Raw genomic sequence first — 16879 nt, 5'->3', positions numbered from 1 at the left:
CCACGCGGGTTTCCTTCCCAAGACCAGCAGACCTCCTATCCAGCGCACCGGATCTCAAACTCAACACTGCTCTCTCGCCAGTCACTCAAGTCCCATAAACCAGCAAGCCGCCCGGCAACACAGCTGACTTCCCGCCCCCTGTCAGCGTGTCATGAAGGCCCTGAGCCAATCAAAACCGGCGCGACAGATTCGCGTCCATGGGCCTGTTCGCGCATACCGCCCGCGCGCACAGTCAGCTATGGCGGCCACCTTCAACAACCTGAGGTTACAGATATGGGTATGCTCGCAGATGCAGCGCACGAGATTGTGATCGCCAACACGAGGCTCAGCGGTAGCCTGAGGCATCAGGAGCACCGGCGCGTGCTCGTGACGTCCTTTTTGAGATACGCCCGGCAGCAGGGCGCGCTGACCCGGTCACTGTCAGACGTCCCAGCCTGGCTTGTCCACATGTATGCGGGCCACTGCATCACACAGGGCATGGGGGCCGGCACCCTGGCCAATGTCTTTTCTGCTATCCGAGTGGTTCTGAGCGCGATGGGAAACGACCTTGCACGCGAATGCAGCAACCGCCAGCTTGGTCTGCCACGTCGGGACAGAGTCGGCACACGGCGTGCCCAGACACCGACCGAAATTGCGGCGGTGTGCGACCGCGCGCGCCGGCTTGATGAGGGGCTGATGCACATGGTCCGGCTCGCTGAACTGTTCGGACTGCGCAGGAATGAGGCGCTGATGTGCGGCAGAGATCTCCCCATGTGGCTCGCTGCACTCCTCGCCGGGAAGAACGAGCTGGCCGTGATGCGCGGTGCAAAAAACGGGCGACCCCGTCGGGTGGCGGTCCTGGAAAACAGGCGCACGGAGGCTATCCACGCGATCGATGCCGCACTTGCCTACTGCAAGGAACGTGATTTCCGGTTCATCGTCGGACGGGGTGGAAACCTGAAATCGGCGATCCACCGGTTCAACTCGCTCGCGCGCCGCATCGGCATGACCGGTGAGGTGTCTTTCCATTCATGCCGATACTCCTATGCGCTTGCACTTGCCAGCAAACTGCTGGATGAGGGCACGCCGCCGTACGAAGCCCTCGTGCGGTTGAGTGCAAGTCTGGGGCACGGCCCTGGACGGGCAGTAATGATATATCGGACCTATTGTCAGCCGATTTCCGATCGTTTCAAGGGCTGCCTCGCCCTCAAGCGTAATGAAGCACACCGACGCAGCCCGCCAAAAAAGTTGCCGCGCGCAGCGGCACGCCATCGGGCGAAGCTTCAGCACGCCATGTTGAGCGGGTTCCCGGTCGGCCGCACCGGTCAGTCTGCCGGTACTCAGGGACGCGCCCGCGATACCAGAAAGCGTTGATGCGAATCTGCGAAACGACCGGTCGCCCGGGCGCGCTCCGCGCGCAGCTGGCAACAGCGTCAGAAAAACAGCATGTCACTAACCGATAGTTTGCCTGCCCCCAACTCTACCGACATTATGGATAACTACATGTCAAACAGAAACAGCACTGACTCAATATCGACTTCAAGCCCCGGTCCGCGGCCTTCGAGCAATGAGCAGATAGAAAGTGTCATCACCGCGTTTGATGTCAACGCAAAGACAGCCGAAGATCTGCGTTGCGCCTGGGCCGAACTGGCTGCATTCCTTGAGCAACGCGGCGTGTTTCCCGAGCGCGTAGAAGATATTGGAAAGGATCTGCTGGCGATGTACGCCACACAGTTCCACTCAAGCGGGCTAGGGGACAACAGACTGGCCGCACTGAGCACGCTTCTGAAGCGTGCAGGACATTCCACGTCAACGCTTGCTGCACTCGTCGTGAACACGCGACGGGTACGACTGAGCAACGGGCCAAACGGAAAATACCGGTTTGAGCGGCAGCGAGTAGATGACTTACCTTCTTCACGGTCAGCACTGAAAGGCGACGCCCCATCGCTCACCGCCGGATAGCGCACGTCTGACATTGCCCGACATGTAAGGATGAGCCAAAGGCTTCATACGGATGATCTGGCGCAATCGATATGCCTTTACAGAGGACACCTATTTTTTAAAGACCGACACATTACCAGATCCAGACCTGCATCCGGCCACGACCGGTTGCAGACTTTGCAGCGCCACCCACGTACCACCGTTATTCCACAAGAAGGAGTTTCAACATGCACCACACTACGATCATCTTCAACAGCAGCTTCGACGCAGCCGAGCGCTGCACGGGCGAGATCATTCAGGCCAAGCTTGGCGGCAAGCTGAACGTCGTCGACGTACGCAAAACATTGATGCCTGTCGCATCCAACCCCATCGTTCGCGTTCGCCCGGAAAAGCTTGAGGACCTGTATTGTGACATCGCGTCCACGCAGGCTGCCTGCACCGTACAGGTCACAGCCGACTGCACCGATGCCGTTCTGCGTTTCATGGAACAGTACCCCGGAACCGCAGCAGAGTTCGGCGCGGTTGTCCTGAGTACGACACGCAATGAAGAATCCCAGAAAAAGCTGATTGATACCTTTGCGGCCATGGTACGGCTGGGCATGAAAACGAGCGCGGCACGATTTCTTCTTGTTCAGGCACCTCGCGAGCAGCCTCCTGAAATCGCCTTTTCCACGCTGTTCGAGTACCTGGAAAGCCCGGACGTCCAGGCAGTCGTGCCCCCCGCAGTCCTGTATGAATCGGTGGCATTCGCAAAGATCCATGATCAAGCGCTTTCCGTTTCGGCAATGCTGAACAGCGAGATCAATTTTCAGACGCTGCTGGATGCAGCGCGCCAGCGCAACGAGAACGAAGATGTACTGCGTGATCTCTCAAAAAAGCTGCTCGTGCAGCGCGCATTGCTCGCATGTCGCAACGACATTGAGAGGGCGACCGATGCCCTGCAGCTTCCCGGCGACGCGGCACCGATGCGCGAGCCCTTGCCACGTGAGCGCCTCGCAGTACCTGAAAAAGACGCGGCGGTCTGCTTCGCCCCGGATGTAATCCCCGTGTATTGACATCAACGACGACAGGCGATGTGGAGTCCGGTAGCTGGTTCGCTGCCGGCTCGCGCCATCCAATTTCGCCTTCCGCGGGGACGCCCCGGTTCTCCCAGCAATGTCCCGCGTGGCCTATGCGCCGGAAAGCCCGCTGACGCAACCGGACGAACGCCAACTGCACAACGGAGCAAAGTCATGCTGAGAATTGTTCTGCCTCACCACACGAGTGTCGAGTCGTTGATCGCGATCATGGCCCTTGCGGATCATCTTGACGCAAAAGACGATCTAGGCCGCCTGCCGGATCATTACTGGCAAGCCGTATTGTCGGCTCCGACCATGCATCTCGTTGAACACCACCTGCCACAGGGCGAATCCCCGCTTCTGCGTGCGTTCAGTTGTCATTCCGGCTCTGACGTCGATTCCGTCCACCGTACTCAATGCATCCCGTGGGGGGAGTCAGACGAGGTACTCTTCTGGGCGCAGCATGAATCCTGGGAGTCGCCCACGGAAACGCTCCATGGCCTGCGCATTGAAATAGTTCCAAAGATTGCGTTTGATCGTCCGGAGCTTTTCATCAGCAAGCCGCGAAGCCCCTCTCTCGGCGAAAGCCTCGTTACAGAATTTCGCACGCTTGCCGCGGACATCGCTGTTCAGCATCCAGCTTTCGGCTTTTATGCAGGCGTCGCCCCGCTCAGTGCGCTCAGTCTGTTCATCGGCGGCGCAGGAACGCTGGATGTCGAGAAGCTTCGCTCATTCGTGCACGCGGTGTTTGTAGAGAAAGGCGGCGCGGGGGTCCTTTCTGAAACAATCAAACGCACATGCGAGGCACGAGGATTTGCCCTCGAACCGACGCCAGACCCGAAAGTCGGCCCCGTCGCGCATGATGGCCGTCCAGCACTCGCCTAGTTCGTGTCAACGCCGGCTGAGACCTGACCCACGCGCAACGCGGCGGGGCGCCACCGTTGCGCGGTCCTCCCAGGCTTTCGAAAGAGAATAGCCTCAGAAACATGTACCGGAGTAACACCACCGCTGGACTGGGAGCTAAGATCGGAAGTGGTGTACTGCATGGAAACGGAACTCGTGAGACTTGAGCGAAATTCGTGAGACTGAAAAGACCGAACTAATGAGACTGCCGGGACTACCCTCCCGGCTGATCCACGGCAGAGCAGCTGCAATCAACAGGTGCCGAGATGCTGTTCCACGACAGCCAGCGCAGTGACGAGCTCGCGAATGTATGTCTTTCGGTGCTCGACAGACTCAAACCGACCGGGGCTGTGTGGAAACGCATTGATCGCCTAAACTGAATCAACGCGTTCGGGTCGGGGGTTTCATGAAGCGATTCGTTGAAGGCGAAGACCGCAAGCAGGTAACGTTGTTGCCAGAATGTCTGGATGATTTCGTTGCCGAGGATAACCCGGTGAGGATCATCGAGGCCTTCGTCGAAGAGCTGGAACTGGAATCGATGGGTTTCGAAGGTGTCACACCGTCGACTACAGGTCGCCCCTCCTACCATCCGGCAGTGCTGCTGAAGATATACATCTACGGCTATCTCAACCGGATTCAATCGAGTCGCCGCCTGGAGCGTGAATGTCAGCGCAATCTCGAGCTGATGTGGCTCACAGGCCGACTGGTACCAGACTTCAAGACGATAGCTGACTTTCGACGGGACAACGGCACCGGCATCCGCAACGTCTGCCGCCGGTTTGTCGTTCTTTGCCGTGATCTGAAGCTCTTCTCGCAGGCACTGGTTGCCATTGATGGAAGCAAGTTCAAGGCATCGAACACTCGCGACCGTAACTTCACAACGGGCAAGATCGACAAGCGGCAGCAGCAGATTGAGGAGAGCATCCAGCGCTAGCTGAGTGCATTGGAGACGGCTGACCGGACGCAGCCACCCGAGCTTGAAGCGAAGACCGCGCGGCTGCAGGAGAAGATCGGTCAATTGCGCGATCAGATGCATCGCCTCGAACAGATTAAAGAAGAACTCAAGACGCAACCGGATGGCCAGCTCTCGCTGACTGACCCTGATGCGCGCTCCATGGCGACGAGCGGCAGGGGCTCGGGCATGGTGGGCTACAACGTGCAGATGGCCGTTGAGGCCAGGCACCACCTCATCGTTGCCCACGAGGTAACAAACTCCGGCCACGACCGGTCGCAGCTCAGTCCGATGGCGCAAGCTGCTCGTGATTCCATGAGCAAGAGAAGATTGAAGGTCATCGCCGACCGTGGCTACTACAGCGGGCCACAGATAAAAGCTTGTGCAGACGCAGGTATTGCCGCCATTCTGCCGAAGAACCTGACATCAGGTGCCAAAGCCCATGGTCGCTTCGACAGAGCGGACTTCATCTACATTGCCCGGGATAACGAATACCTTTGTCCTGCTGGGCAGCGCGCGATACACCGCTTCGCCCGTGAAGAGCATGGCATGCAACTGCATCGTTACTGGAGCAGTGCCTGTCCTCGTTGTGAAATCAAATCACAATGTACTCCGAGTGACTATCGACGAATCACGCGATGGGAACATGAGTCTGTACTGGAAACTGCGCAGAAGAGACTGGACAGGATGCCGGATGCGATGATGGTGCGCAGGCGAACCGTTGAACATGTCTTCGGAACGTTCAAGCACTGGATGGGCTATACGCACTTCCTGACGCGCAGGTTAGCCAATGTCAGTACTGAGATGAGCCTGCATGTGCTGGCATATAACCTCAAGCGCGTAATGACGATATTGGGATTCTCGCGAACCATGAGGGCCATGCGGCTGGTGGGTACGTGAGGCACTTGGGCCTTCCAGCATACGCGGGGAAACGGCTTGCGTTAAGGTAGCGCGGCCACCCAACATCTCTCAGTTGATCGATTGATTCCGAGAGCGCAACGCGGCTATATAGTCGTCGAATCAGATTTTTTGCACGTCAGATCTGCGTTTCGGGTTTCCACACAGCCTCGACCCAGAAGAGACGTTCGCGATCGCGTAAAGCGGACACTCGACGGTCAAGCTAGCCCTAGCTCCTCGCATTTAGCGCGCGCATCCTCGCTGTCGGCAATCTAGCGAGATAAGTCGATTGGCCGCTCCTGGCCTTACGCAGAAGATCAGCCCCTACCCGTTTTCGCATTCTTCGAGACCACTGTATTTTCGACGCGCAGGGGATACCGCCAGAAACAGATGATTTGATCATCGCAAAAGCACCTGCCGCGTCGCAGGCTAAATACGCGGAAAGCGGTATTCCTCGAAAAAATGACCCGTTCCCATAGGCAGGTGGAGCAGCCGCGCGTGATATTCGACATCCATGCTGCGCCGAACGATCAGATCACCATTGCTATCGATCTGCAAAGTATCGTCTGTTGTCACGTGATTCAGCCCATAGTCGGACCGTGTTTCTTCAGGTGCGAAAGTAAGATGCATCACCCCACTTTTGCAAGTGACACGCTTCGCTTTCATGAAGCCAGTCCGATACTCGCCGATCTTGACATCGCCGTAGAACGTAGCGACCACGTACTGATTCTCGCTCGACGGCGTCAGGGTGGCGTAGTCGGGAACCCTAACGATGCCGTGATCATCCGTCTTGTAACGACCGACCATTGCTTTCCATGCATCTATGTCCTCGATAGGGAATATCAAACTGATCGGCAATCTCGTCCCGATCTGCTGAGTCGGATCGCCGCGCACCATGCGACCTGCACCGGCGTACTGGCCGCTCAAATTGGGGCATCCAGCCAGCGATGCATTCGCTAAAGACTGCGACTGAACGTCGACCACCGTGTGCTGCACGCATCCTCCGGCGCATAGGAGTAACGCGAGCGACACGGCGAGAAGCATTTGCTTCATTGGTCACCTTTATTCGAGTATTCAGTCATGGGGGGCTGGAAGCGTGAGCATTGAACCGAGGGCTCATTGTCAACGATCTACATCGCTTCGTCGACCGTCTCTTTGTGGTCGACGGCTGCCTGACGTGCTTTGCGGCAGCCAACTCGTTTGAGCATTGAGATGTAACCTTCGGGCATGGCTCCCTGCATGCTTGGTAGCATCTATCGCGACAGCGACAGCAAGTAATCGGCGCCACCTCCATCGTCGGTCCACGCGTCTGTCGAAGCCCTGTCGGTCCACGACTCATGCTCAGTATCGCGCATCCGTAGCTTCTTGCCGCTAGACACGTCTTCTATCCACGGCGTCGTCGCCAGTTGAATCCTCGTGACAGACCAATCGACGAAGAGATCCGGCATGCCTGGCGTTTGATTCAAACGCTCCTTGTAAAAGAACGGATCTACTCCGATCCATATCTCACCTTTTACCCAATCTCCGCTGCGCACAAACCTCGGAGGCCTGGCCTTGCAATAGACCTTAACTCCGAAGTCTATGACCCACACCTTCGGCGTCGCGAAAATGACTTTTGCAATGACGTTGTAGACGGAAGCGCGTTTTCTCTCGCATTGCATCACATGCGTTGAATAAGGCACCACCGCCGAGCCATTGAACTCGAGGGCGAGTTTGTATGATGCCCCGACTCGGAAGTCATCGTAATTTCCGTCTTGGATAACCCACGAGTTAAGGCCGACGACGAGTTCGTTCACTTGCACCAGATAGCTAATTTTGATGGGACGATTGTACCTGGTGCGGCTATAGCGACCGCGATGGCGTCTGGAAGCGTCGATCGGCGTCGATTGTTAGCGATCTACATAGCGCCGTCGAATGTCCCGTATTGGCCGTTACCTCCACCCCAATCGGCCCAGGCTGCCGAGGATACTGACAAGCAAAAAAGCGGCAAGTAGTAGCCCGAGCAAAACATAAGTCAGCAGAAATTTGATTGGCGACTCGGCTTTGTATATGGTGCCGCCGCGCGTATGGGCCACCTCTTCCGTTTGATAGCTTGATATCGTCGCTGTCAAGCCGGCCGTCGATGCGAACAGCGTTCCGATCCATCCAAAGTGGATAGTATTGGTCGGGTATATGTAGCATATACCCCACGAGACGATGGCTACCACGAGTAGCCCCCATACCACTTTCTTCATCATTGGACCCGGCTGGAAACATCCTAACCGGGCGATTGTCGGCGATCCGAGCGGTACTGTCGAACGGCGCTTCCTGGCCGCACTCACCCTTTCTCACGGCCCGACTCAACTGGCTCTTGCTCGTCCTGGGAAAGAAGGTCGGATAGTTCAGACGCGTAGAGGCGTTTCATCTTCTTTTCGAGCTTGCGATCGTATTGCCGGTCGTTGGACTCTGAGGATTGAGGCTTGCGGGCGTATTGCTGGGCGAAGCGACTAAGCTCGCCAGCTAGCCGAGTTTTTGTGCGGTTCGTAGTCATGTGTGGATCCGGTACTAATCCAAGTTTCGTCTTGCGTCAGCCTGCGCCGATTGTCGGCGATTCAGGGGTCGACGTCGACTGACCGCTCCTGGCCGACTAATGCCTCATGCAATCGGCAGCAACACAGAGCGGCCAACCGAATCTTTCCGAAGCAGATGTTCACAGTAGCATTTCTACTTCCGGCCTTTAGCGGTCCTGCTTAGCATGCAGCGTCCTCATGACGATCCGTTTAGCGATTCTGGCCTCCGGGAGGAACCCTCCCACCGTGAGAGCAATCGCAAAAATAAGCATCGCGACCGGGATAACACTCGGTCCGCTCAATGCAAACTCATGCCTCACGATTAGCTTTGCAATAACGGTTCCGAGCGTACCAAACCAAATCATGAGGAATAGCGCGACGAACGGATGGGGATATATGGAAACCTTTACCCGCCGCTCCGCCATTTCCTCTACCACAGATCCGTAAATCGTGGGAAGAAAGGAATTGCGATACCTGATGTTGCAGTGGGAACTGGCTCAATATGGAGAACAAACCATGAACACCGCTCGAAACGTCCTGATCACCGGTGCAAACAAAGGCATCGGCTATGAAACTGCGCGACAACTCGGGAGACTGGGATTTCGGATCTGGCTTGGGGGTCCCGCGACGCGGCGCGCGGCGAGGCAGCGCGGCAGTCCCTGCTAGCGGAAGGCCATGACGTCCGGCTCCTGACTATCGACGTGACCTCGGACGAGAGCGTATTCGCCGCTGCCGCACGCGTACGGGACGAGGACGGCCGACTCGATGTGCTGATCAACAATGCCGGCATTCCGGGCGAATCGCACGCGTCGCCAAGCCAGCAACCTGTCGACGACATCCGCGCTGTGTATGAGACGAACGTTTTCGGCCCGATTCGGGTGACTCAGTCGTTTTTGCCGCTGCTAAGATGCGCTGGTCGGGGCACCGTCGTGATGGTGAGCAGCGGTCTCGGGTCTCTGAGCTGGCTGTCCGACCCGGTGAACCAGTTCTATGGCGTCAATATCCTCGGCTATAACAGTTCAAAGACGGCGCTCAACGCCGTCGCGCTGGCCTTTGCGAAGGAACTCTCCTCATTCGGTATCAAGGTCGACGCGGTCGATCCAGGCTACACCGCCACTGACTTCAACAACCATTCGGGTTACCGGACGGTGGAACAGGCGGCCGCCGGCATCGTCTGGCTGGTAACCCAAGACCCGACGGAGGCAGCGGGACACTTTTATTTCGAGCACGACCGGATTCCGTGGTAAGCGATCTTTGTCTCACAGTGCATGCATACGCTATATCGCCTCGCCCGCGCGGGTTGCACTGCGCCCTCGCGATCTTCCGCCCTCGCAGTCGTGCCAACAGCGACACGGCTGACGAAAGTTCGCAGCATGCCGAGCCCCTCAGGCCTGCACAGCTCGCTCGGAGCCACATCCCCGAAGCCTCGCTATGCGCACAGTTCACCGATTGCCGCTTGCCACGGCCGCCTGCTCGATGACCTTCGCGATTTCTTCGGGATGTGAGAGAAAGGCGACATGGCTCGAATTGACTTCGGTTACCTTACTGCCGGCGCGCTTTGCCATCCAGCGCTCAAGGTCCGGATTGACCGTCCGGTCCGACGCCGCGACGACTGCCCAACTCGGCTTTGATTTCCACGCAGCCTGCACGACGGGCGCCGTGAACGAGCCGACGGCGGGCATCACCTGGGAAGAAGCCATGAATGCGGCCTCCGGCTCGGGAACGTCGGCTGCAAAGTCGGCATGAAACCGCGAAGGGTCGATGTACAGATGACCATCGTCCGTCTCCTTGATGCTCTTGATCGCAGCGGGCATTCTGGTGGTCAGATCCTTCAGGCTCTCCCCAGCGTCGGGTTCGAAGGCAGCGATGTAGACGAGGCCCGAGACACGCGCATCGTTGCCGGCTTCCGTAATGACCGCTCCACCATAGCTGTGTCCGACGAGGATGCTGGGGCCGTCCTGCGCATCGACCACACGCGTGGTCGCCGCGACGTCGTCCTTGAATGACGTTTCAGGTTCCTGGACCACGGACACCTTGTAGCCGTCGCGGGTAAGAATGTTCGATACCGCCTGCCAGCCGGAACCATCAGCAAAGAATCCATGGACCAGGACAACGTTCTTGACGGGAGCAGCGGTGGCGATCTGTGCGGACAATGCTGCCACGCCGAATGCGATGGCAGTGGCGAAACGGCGAACTCGGGTGGTCGTTTTCATGGAAGGCTCCGGTCAATCTAGAAAAAAACTCGAGGTATTGGATTGGTGGATCTCGCGGTAAATCACGCGTCGACCACAGCTTCGCGATGCAATTCGGGCCAATCGGAATAGCCCGTCGAATCTCCGCCGTACCAGTATTCTTTCGGCGCCTCGGCGAGCGGACCACCGACTCGCAGCCGGTCAACCAGATCGGGATTGGCGATGAATGGCCGCCCGATGCTGAACAGATCGGCGTCACCTGCAGCGAGCGTTTCCTCAGCGAGCCTCAGCGTGTACTGGTTGTTGGCGATGTACGCGCCGTCGAACTGTTCGCGCAACTCGGTGAAGCTCACGCCGCTGTCGGTGTCGCGAGCAAGTTGCGTTACGCCTTCAATGTCGTGGACGTACAGCAGCCCGAGTTGCGACAGCGCGCGCACATAAGCACCGAAGGTGGCCATCGGATCGCTGTCGAGAGGCGTTTCGCCGGGTGCTGTCGTCGCGGGCGAAATGCGGATGCCAACGCGATCGCCTGGCCAGACTTCGAGTACTGCCTTGACCACCGCGAGAGGAAAGCGCAGCCGGTTTTCGATGGAACCGCCGTACTCGTCGGTTCGCTGGTTCGTGCTGTCGCGCACGAACTGTTCGAGCAGGTAGTTATTGGCCGAGTGAATCTCGACTCCGTCGAATCCTGCACGCTTCGCATTGGCGGCGGCATGGCGATAATCGTCGACGATGCCGGCGATTTCGTCGGTCCGAAGCGCGCGAGGCGTGACGAAATCCTTCATGCCGTCGTGAACACGAATCTGGCCTTGTGGCTTGATTGCCGATGGCGCGACCGGTATTGCGCCATCCTGCATGTCAGGGTGCGACATTCGCCCGGTGTGCCAAATCTGGAGAAAGATCTTGCCGTCACGGCGATGAACTGCCTCGGTGACGCGTGTCCACGCCGCCACCTGGTTGTCCGTCCAGATGCCGGGGGTGCGAGGATAGCCGCGTGCCTGCGCAGAGATATTGGTCGCCTCGGTAATGATGAGGCCAGCGCCTGCACGTTGCGCGTAGTAGTCGGCTGCGTAGTCGGGCGGCACACCCGCATCGTCGGCGCGACTGCGTGTCATCGGCGCCATGACGACGCGGTTCTTCAGTTGCAGGCTGCCAATCGTCACGGGTTGAAGTACGGGGCTAATGGAAGCATTTTTCATGATTTGTCATCCTAACTATATAGCGAATAATTCGATGTCTTGTGTTGCCGTCCCGCCAGATCAGTCGACCGTTTTGGCCCAGACCGCCTGAGCGTTGGTGAACTCGCGCAAACCGAAGTGCGACAGTTCCCGACCAAATCCGCTCTTCTTGACTCCGCCGACAGGAATGCGCGGGTTCGAAGCCGAGAAGCCGTTAATGAAGACGCCGCCCGTTTCGAGCCGACGGGCGATGCGCTGCGCGCGGGCTACGTCGCTGGTCCACAAACTGCCGCCCAGACCGTAGTCGCTAGTGTTGGCAAGCTGAATTGCATGCTCGGCGCTCTCGGCCACGGTGATCGCGGCGACCGGACCAAATGTCTCTTCATCGAACGCTGCCATGCCTGGCGCTACATCCGCGAGCACGGTCGGTTCATAGTAATTGCCTACCCCCGCGACCTTGTTGCCACCGAGCAGCAACGTTGCACCCGCTTCAATGGTGCGCTCCACCTGAGCATGCAATTCGTCGCGCAGGTCGGCGCGCGCCATGGGTCCGATGGTGCTGGCCGGGTCCAGAGGGTCACCCGCCACAACCTTGCGCGCCGCCTCGACGAACTTGCGTGTGAACTCTTCCGCGACAGGCTGCTCGACGATGAACCGCTTTGCAGCTAGACAGACCTGCCCCGCGTTCTGGAAGCGCGCCTCGATCGCCGCCTTGACCGCGAGGTCGATGTTCGCGTCGGCCAGCACGATGAAGGCGTCGGCGCCGCCGAGTTCCAGCAGCGTCTTCTTGAGCGCCTTGCCTGCCGTCGATGCCACGGCCGAGCCCGCACGCATGCTGCCCGTCAGGGTGACGGCGGCCACGCGCGGATCTTCAATCACATGCGCAACCGTTTCGTTATCGGCATTCAGATTCGTAAACAGTCCGACCGGAAAACCAGCGGCCTCGTAAGCGTTTTGCAACGCATACGCTGAGCCCATCACATTGGCCGCGTGTTTCAGGATGAAACCGTTGCCCGATAGCATGATCGGCCCAGAAGCACGAATGACCTGCCACAACGGAAAATTCCACGGCATGACGGCGAGAATCGAGCCGATCGGCAGATAGGAAACATAGACTTCGTCATCGCCCTTGACCGGCGCAGCCTCGTCAGCCAGGAACGCGGGGCCGTTCACCGCGATCCAGTCGATCGCTGCGGCGCATTTCTCGACCTCCGCGCGTGCGGCGCTCAACGTCTTGCCCATTTCCGCAGTAATCAGCGATGCCAATTCTTCCGACCGCTCCCGCAGCGTGATCGCCAGACGGCGGTAGGTCGCGACGCGCTCGGTCATCGGCGTTGCACGCCACAGGCGAAACGCTGCGGCATTGTTCTCAAGCATGCGCTCCACGTCGTCTGCCGACTGAAAGGCATAGTGGGCGATGAACTCGCCGGTGGCGGGATTACGCGACGTTGCGCCAATCGTAAGGGGGCTGCTGAGATTCGACATGGTTACCTCGGTGACGTTAAGGACAATGGGTAAGTTGCTGCATTGACGTCACTTTAAGCGTGCCGATTCGGGTCAAGAAGGCGTCTTGTCATCCTATGAGCGGCAGTCACTGGTAGGGGCCTGGAAGCCCAGCTTGATGCGTTGTCTCATGCACCGCGCAAGCTATGACGGTCACGGGTGGAACCGTAGCTGAGTCTTCAGATAAGCAAGAAACGCCTTCACTTTCGGCGACGGCACGCGCTCCTTCGGAAACAGCGCATTGAGATCCTGCTGTGGACCGATCCAGTCCGGCAACACTTTGCACAAGCGTCCCGCTGCGACTTCCGGAGCCATGCTTGCCTCCATGGCCAGCAACACGCCGTTGCCGGCCCGCGCGGCGTCAAGAAGCAGCACCGGATCACTGGCGACGATCACCGGATCGACCGCAAACTGCTTTGCCTTGCGTCCGGCCATGCGCAGTGGCCATGCGTAGCCGCTATCGGTGCGCGCCTGATGCAGCGCAAGCGCCGCATGGAGGTGCAGATCGTCTGGACTGTCCGGCGCGCCATGCTTGTCGATGTAGGCGGGGCTCGCGTAGATCGAGGTCGAAAAGCTGCCCAGCCGCTGCGCCACCAGGCTCGAATCAGGAAGCGCGCCGAGGCGCAGAGCGACATCGACGTTTTCGCCGATCAGATCGAGCGGCACATGCGTCGCGATGATATCGACGCGCATTTCGGCGTAGCGCGCACAGAAGCCAGCGATCAACGGCGCAATCCACGTGGCGCCGAACGAATACGGCAGCGTCACACGCAGCCACCCTCCCGGTGTTCCACGAATCTGCTGAACGGCGTTTTCGGCATCGTCGAGCTGTCTGGCGATTGCGTTGCACCGCTCGAAATAGGCCGCTCCTGCTTCCGTCAGCCGTAGCTTTCGTGTCGTTCTGTGTAACAGGGCCGCGCCGAGGTGCGCTTCAAGCTGGCGAACGCGCCGACTCACGGTCGTCTTCGGGATCTGCAAGGCTTTCGCCGCTGCCGTGAAGCTCCCGTCCTGCACAACGCGAACGAAGACGAGCGTGTCGTTGAGATCTCTGGTCATGGTAGTCGCGAGTCCGCTATACAAAGCGTGGCATTGTCCCATTGGTGGCTCAATCCTTGCCGGGCTGCCTGACTAATCAGCTGACGCCTTCTGCCCTATCGTTTCCTCCATCAACACGGAGGAAAAATGAAACTTGGCGAATACACGGAATACGATGCGATCGGACTGGCCCAGCTGGTCGCTAACGGCGAGGTCACTTCGGCCGAGCTTGCCGACCTCGCGCTTCAGGCCATCGGAGTCGTCAACCCCGACATCAACGCGGTTATCGAAAGCTGGCCGGCTTCCGAAAGCGGCCACGCAGTTGCTTCGGGCGGCCCGCTTGCCGGCGTGCCGTTTCTCATCAAGGACCTTGCGGTCAGCATGCAAGGCAAGAAGCTCGAGCTGGGCAGCCGGCTCGCGAAAGGCGTCGTCGCGACCGAGGACTCATGGTTGATGTCGCGCTTTCGCGCAGCGGGGCTGGTCACGATAGGACGCAGTGCGACGCCGGAAATGGCATTCAGCACGACCACCGAGTCCACACTGCAAGGCGCAACCCGTAACCCCTGGCTCCCGCCGTTGAGCGCCGGCGGCTCAAGCGGCGGCGCCGCCGCAGCGGTCGCAGCGGGCGTGGTTCCGCTTGCCCATGCGACCGATGCAGCGGGTTCCATTCGCGTACCCGCCGCTTACAACGGCCTGTTCGGACTTAAACCGACGCGCGGTCGCAGCTCGAACGGTCCCTCGCTCGATGAGGTATTCGCCGGTTTCGGCGTGCAGCTGGGCGTCAGCCGTAGCGCGCGGGACAGCGCCGCACTGCTCGACGCGATTCAGGGCCACGCCTCTGGCGAGCCCTACGTGACTGCGGCACCGGAGCGAAGCTTCCTGTCGGAAGTCAGCCGCGAACCCGGCAAGCTGAAGATCGGCTTGATGGTCGATCCATGGAACGGCGAGCGTACCGATCCGGTCATCTCGGCCGCAACGATATCGACAGCGCGTCTTCTGGAAGCACTCGGGCATACCGTCGTTGAAGTCAATCCACCGCTTGGTGTTTCGTGGGACGCTTTCGTGCGGATGAACGCGACGATATGGACGGCAACACTCGTCGGGTGGATCGAGGGTCTTGCGGCTGCGACCGGCCGCCCGATCGACGACACGACGCTCGAGCCGGCAACCCTGGCCTGTTTTCGACACGGCAAGGAAGAGAAAGCATCTGAATTTGCCGCGTCCCTGGCTATGCGCAATACGGTTACGCGTTCAGTCGCCAGGTGGTTCGAGGACATCGACCTGTTGCTCACGCCTACTCTGCCGCAGATGCCGCCAGCTATCGGCGCCTACGGGACCGGCGCCAAATCGATGAGCGGTCTCCAATGGACGCAGCGAGTCTTTCAGCATTCTCCCTTCACGCCGCCCTTCAACGTCTCCGGCGTCCCGGCGATGTCTGTTCCGCTTGAAGCGCACTCCGCAACCGGTTTGCCGATCGGCATGCAGTTCGCAGCAGGATTTGGACGGGAAGACACGTTGCTGAGGCTGGCCGGACAACTCGAGCAGGCCCGTCCGTGGGCCAATCGTCGGCCAATGCTGTGGGCGGGCAACGGGCCGAAGTAAGACGGACGCCGAGAGCATGGGAAACGCATGTTGGCGACGCAACAGCGTTAATCAGACCTTTGCTCATTGCTCAGCTACAGGACCGGTCTTCCCGGCCGGCAATGTCGGACCGACGCAAGCTCAGATTGATTGCGTCGATCCCTGCCGGCAAACGTGCCCATCGGCGCCGACTCTCATGAGCCTACGCATCGGAATTGCCTGCCTCCGCAAGTCGCGGAAGGTACGTCACGAGTGAGAGGTCTGGCCTGCCCGTCGGTGTCAGTGCAACGTATGTGAATTCGATGTGGCCGCCCGAAGGATGTCGGAGCCGTTTGTCGCCCTCGTCGAAACCCTTTACGTTGGTGTCTTGCCACCAGTCGCGGAACTCGGCGCTTAGCGCCGTGAGCTCGCTCACCAGCTTGTCAAACGGAGCTTTATCCGGTGCCTGGGCGCGCGCCGCGCGGAAAGCTGAGATCATGCCCCGGGTCATCTGTTCCCAGTCGAGGATGAGCGCACGGTACGGCTTGTAAAGGAATAGCAAACGCAACGTATTACGTTCGTGAGGCTCGAGTGATCCATAGTCGACGAAAAGATCGCAGATCGCGTCGTTCCACGCAAGGATGTCGAGGCGCGTGTTGCGAACATACGCCGGGACGTTGATCGACCGTACGAGCAGTTCTAGCCCCTCGCTCACGCCGCTTCCGGTCGCGACCTGCGAGAGCTCCCGAGCGGACAGCGCGAACAGGTGCGCAGATTCAACAGCATCAAGCTTGAACACTGCCGACAGTCTACGTAGCGCGTCTGCGGACGGCTGGATGTCGCGTCCCTGCTCGAGCCATGTGTACCAGCTCACGCTGACTCCGGCGAGCACGGCGACTTCTTCGCGTCGCAGACCGGATGTACGGCGCCCGCCTTGGGGCAGATTGAAGTCGGCAGGCTGCAAGCGCCTGCGGCGGCTCGACAGGAAAGAGCCAAGCTCACGGCGTTGTTCGGGAGAGGGTCGTCTAGACATTGTTGAGTCGATATTGGTTGATTGTCAGGCGGCACAACAGAGTGCACAAAGTCTATTAGAAGGGCGCCACGTCTGAACGATGGATGCGTTCGGCTTCTA

14 protein-coding genes and 1 pseudogene are annotated in these 16879 nt (G+C 59.2%); 7 read left to right on the top strand and 8 right to left on the bottom strand.

Annotated elements, in window-relative coordinates:
- Positions 1 to 279 precede the first annotated feature (279 nt).
- From H281_RS0100370 to H281_RS35360, 5 genes and pseudogenes are all read left to right on the top strand, one after another.
- Positions 280 to 1353, top strand: a complete 1074-nt coding sequence (locus H281_RS0100370) for an integrase domain-containing protein (protein WP_241077826.1) — start codon at positions 280 to 282, stop codon at positions 1351 to 1353.
- A 72-nt stretch (positions 1354 to 1425) separates the two neighbouring features.
- Positions 1426 to 1941, top strand: a complete 516-nt coding sequence (locus tag H281_RS36700; protein WP_164701809.1) for a hypothetical protein — start codon at positions 1426 to 1428, stop codon at positions 1939 to 1941.
- A 206-nt stretch (positions 1942 to 2147) separates the two neighbouring features.
- Positions 2148 to 2975, top strand: coding sequence for a hypothetical protein (locus tag H281_RS0100365; RefSeq protein WP_020065100.1), 828 nt, complete (start codon positions 2148 to 2150; stop codon positions 2973 to 2975).
- Between the two features lie 177 nt (positions 2976 to 3152).
- A complete protein-coding gene (locus H281_RS0100360; RefSeq protein ID WP_020065099.1) occupies positions 3153 to 3863 on the top strand; it encodes a hypothetical protein in 711 nt (236 codons plus the stop codon).
- Between the two features lie 424 nt (positions 3864 to 4287).
- Positions 4288 to 5733: pseudogene (locus tag H281_RS35360) on the top strand (IS1182 family transposase).
- 426 nt (positions 5734 to 6159) lie between these two features.
- Here the strand turns inward: H281_RS35360 and H281_RS0100350 are convergent.
- The 3 genes from H281_RS0100350 to H281_RS0100330 form a co-directional block, all read right to left on the bottom strand.
- Complete coding sequence (locus H281_RS0100350) at positions 6160 to 6783, bottom strand: hypothetical protein (RefSeq protein ID WP_020065096.1); 624 nt, start codon at positions 6781 to 6783, stop codon at positions 6160 to 6162.
- Between the two features lie 200 nt (positions 6784 to 6983).
- A complete protein-coding gene (locus H281_RS34185; protein WP_164701808.1) occupies positions 6984 to 7526 on the bottom strand; it encodes a hypothetical protein in 543 nt (180 codons plus the stop codon).
- Positions 7527 to 8047: 521 nt separating this feature from the next.
- Positions 8048 to 8260, bottom strand: coding sequence for a hypothetical protein (locus H281_RS0100330; protein WP_020065092.1), 213 nt, complete (start codon positions 8258 to 8260; stop codon positions 8048 to 8050).
- Positions 8261 to 8878: 618 nt separating this feature from the next.
- On the opposite strand from H281_RS0100330, the gene H281_RS35355 reads away from it, so the two are divergent.
- The gene (locus H281_RS35355; protein ID WP_206362255.1) at positions 8879 to 9526 is read left to right on the top strand and encodes an SDR family NAD(P)-dependent oxidoreductase; all 648 of its coding nucleotides are present in this window, start codon (positions 8879 to 8881) and stop codon (positions 9524 to 9526) included.
- A 195-nt stretch (positions 9527 to 9721) separates the two neighbouring features.
- Here H281_RS35355 and H281_RS0100315 read toward each other — a convergent pair whose 3' ends face one another.
- The 4 genes from H281_RS0100315 to H281_RS0100300 form a co-directional block, all read right to left on the bottom strand.
- Positions 9722 to 10492, bottom strand: a complete 771-nt coding sequence (locus tag H281_RS0100315; protein ID WP_020065089.1) for an alpha/beta hydrolase — start codon at positions 10490 to 10492, stop codon at positions 9722 to 9724.
- Between the two features lie 62 nt (positions 10493 to 10554).
- The gene (locus tag H281_RS0100310; protein WP_027804165.1) at positions 10555 to 11670 is read right to left on the bottom strand and encodes an alkene reductase; all 1116 of its coding nucleotides are present in this window, start codon (positions 11668 to 11670) and stop codon (positions 10555 to 10557) included.
- Positions 11671 to 11730: 60 nt separating this feature from the next.
- Positions 11731 to 13134 carry an NAD-dependent succinate-semialdehyde dehydrogenase gene (locus H281_RS0100305; RefSeq protein ID WP_020065087.1) on the bottom strand — a complete coding sequence of 468 codons (1404 nt, stop codon included), beginning with the start codon at positions 13132 to 13134 and terminating at the stop codon, positions 11731 to 11733.
- A 171-nt stretch (positions 13135 to 13305) separates the two neighbouring features.
- Complete coding sequence (locus tag H281_RS0100300; RefSeq protein ID WP_020065086.1) at positions 13306 to 14208, bottom strand: LysR family transcriptional regulator; 903 nt, start codon at positions 14206 to 14208, stop codon at positions 13306 to 13308.
- Positions 14209 to 14334: 126 nt separating this feature from the next.
- Here H281_RS0100300 and H281_RS0100295 point away from each other — a divergent pair, with 126 nt between their 5' ends.
- Entirely contained in the window at positions 14335 to 15789 is a 1455-nt protein-coding gene (locus H281_RS0100295) for an amidase (protein WP_020065085.1), read from the top strand.
- A 181-nt stretch (positions 15790 to 15970) separates the two neighbouring features.
- On the opposite strand, the gene H281_RS0100290 is transcribed toward H281_RS0100295, so the two are convergent.
- On the bottom strand, positions 15971 to 16780 hold the full coding sequence (locus tag H281_RS0100290) for a helix-turn-helix transcriptional regulator (protein ID WP_027804164.1): 810 nt from the start codon (positions 16778 to 16780) through the stop codon (positions 15971 to 15973).
- Between the last annotated feature and the right edge of the window lie 99 nt (positions 16781 to 16879).

It is taken from the genome of Paraburkholderia caledonica, assembly GCF_000383275.1.
Lineage (GTDB): Bacteria > Pseudomonadota > Gammaproteobacteria > Burkholderiales > Burkholderiaceae > Paraburkholderia > Paraburkholderia caledonica.
The sequence above is the reverse complement of the archived record's forward strand: the minus strand, read 5'-3'. Positions and strand labels throughout refer to the sequence as shown.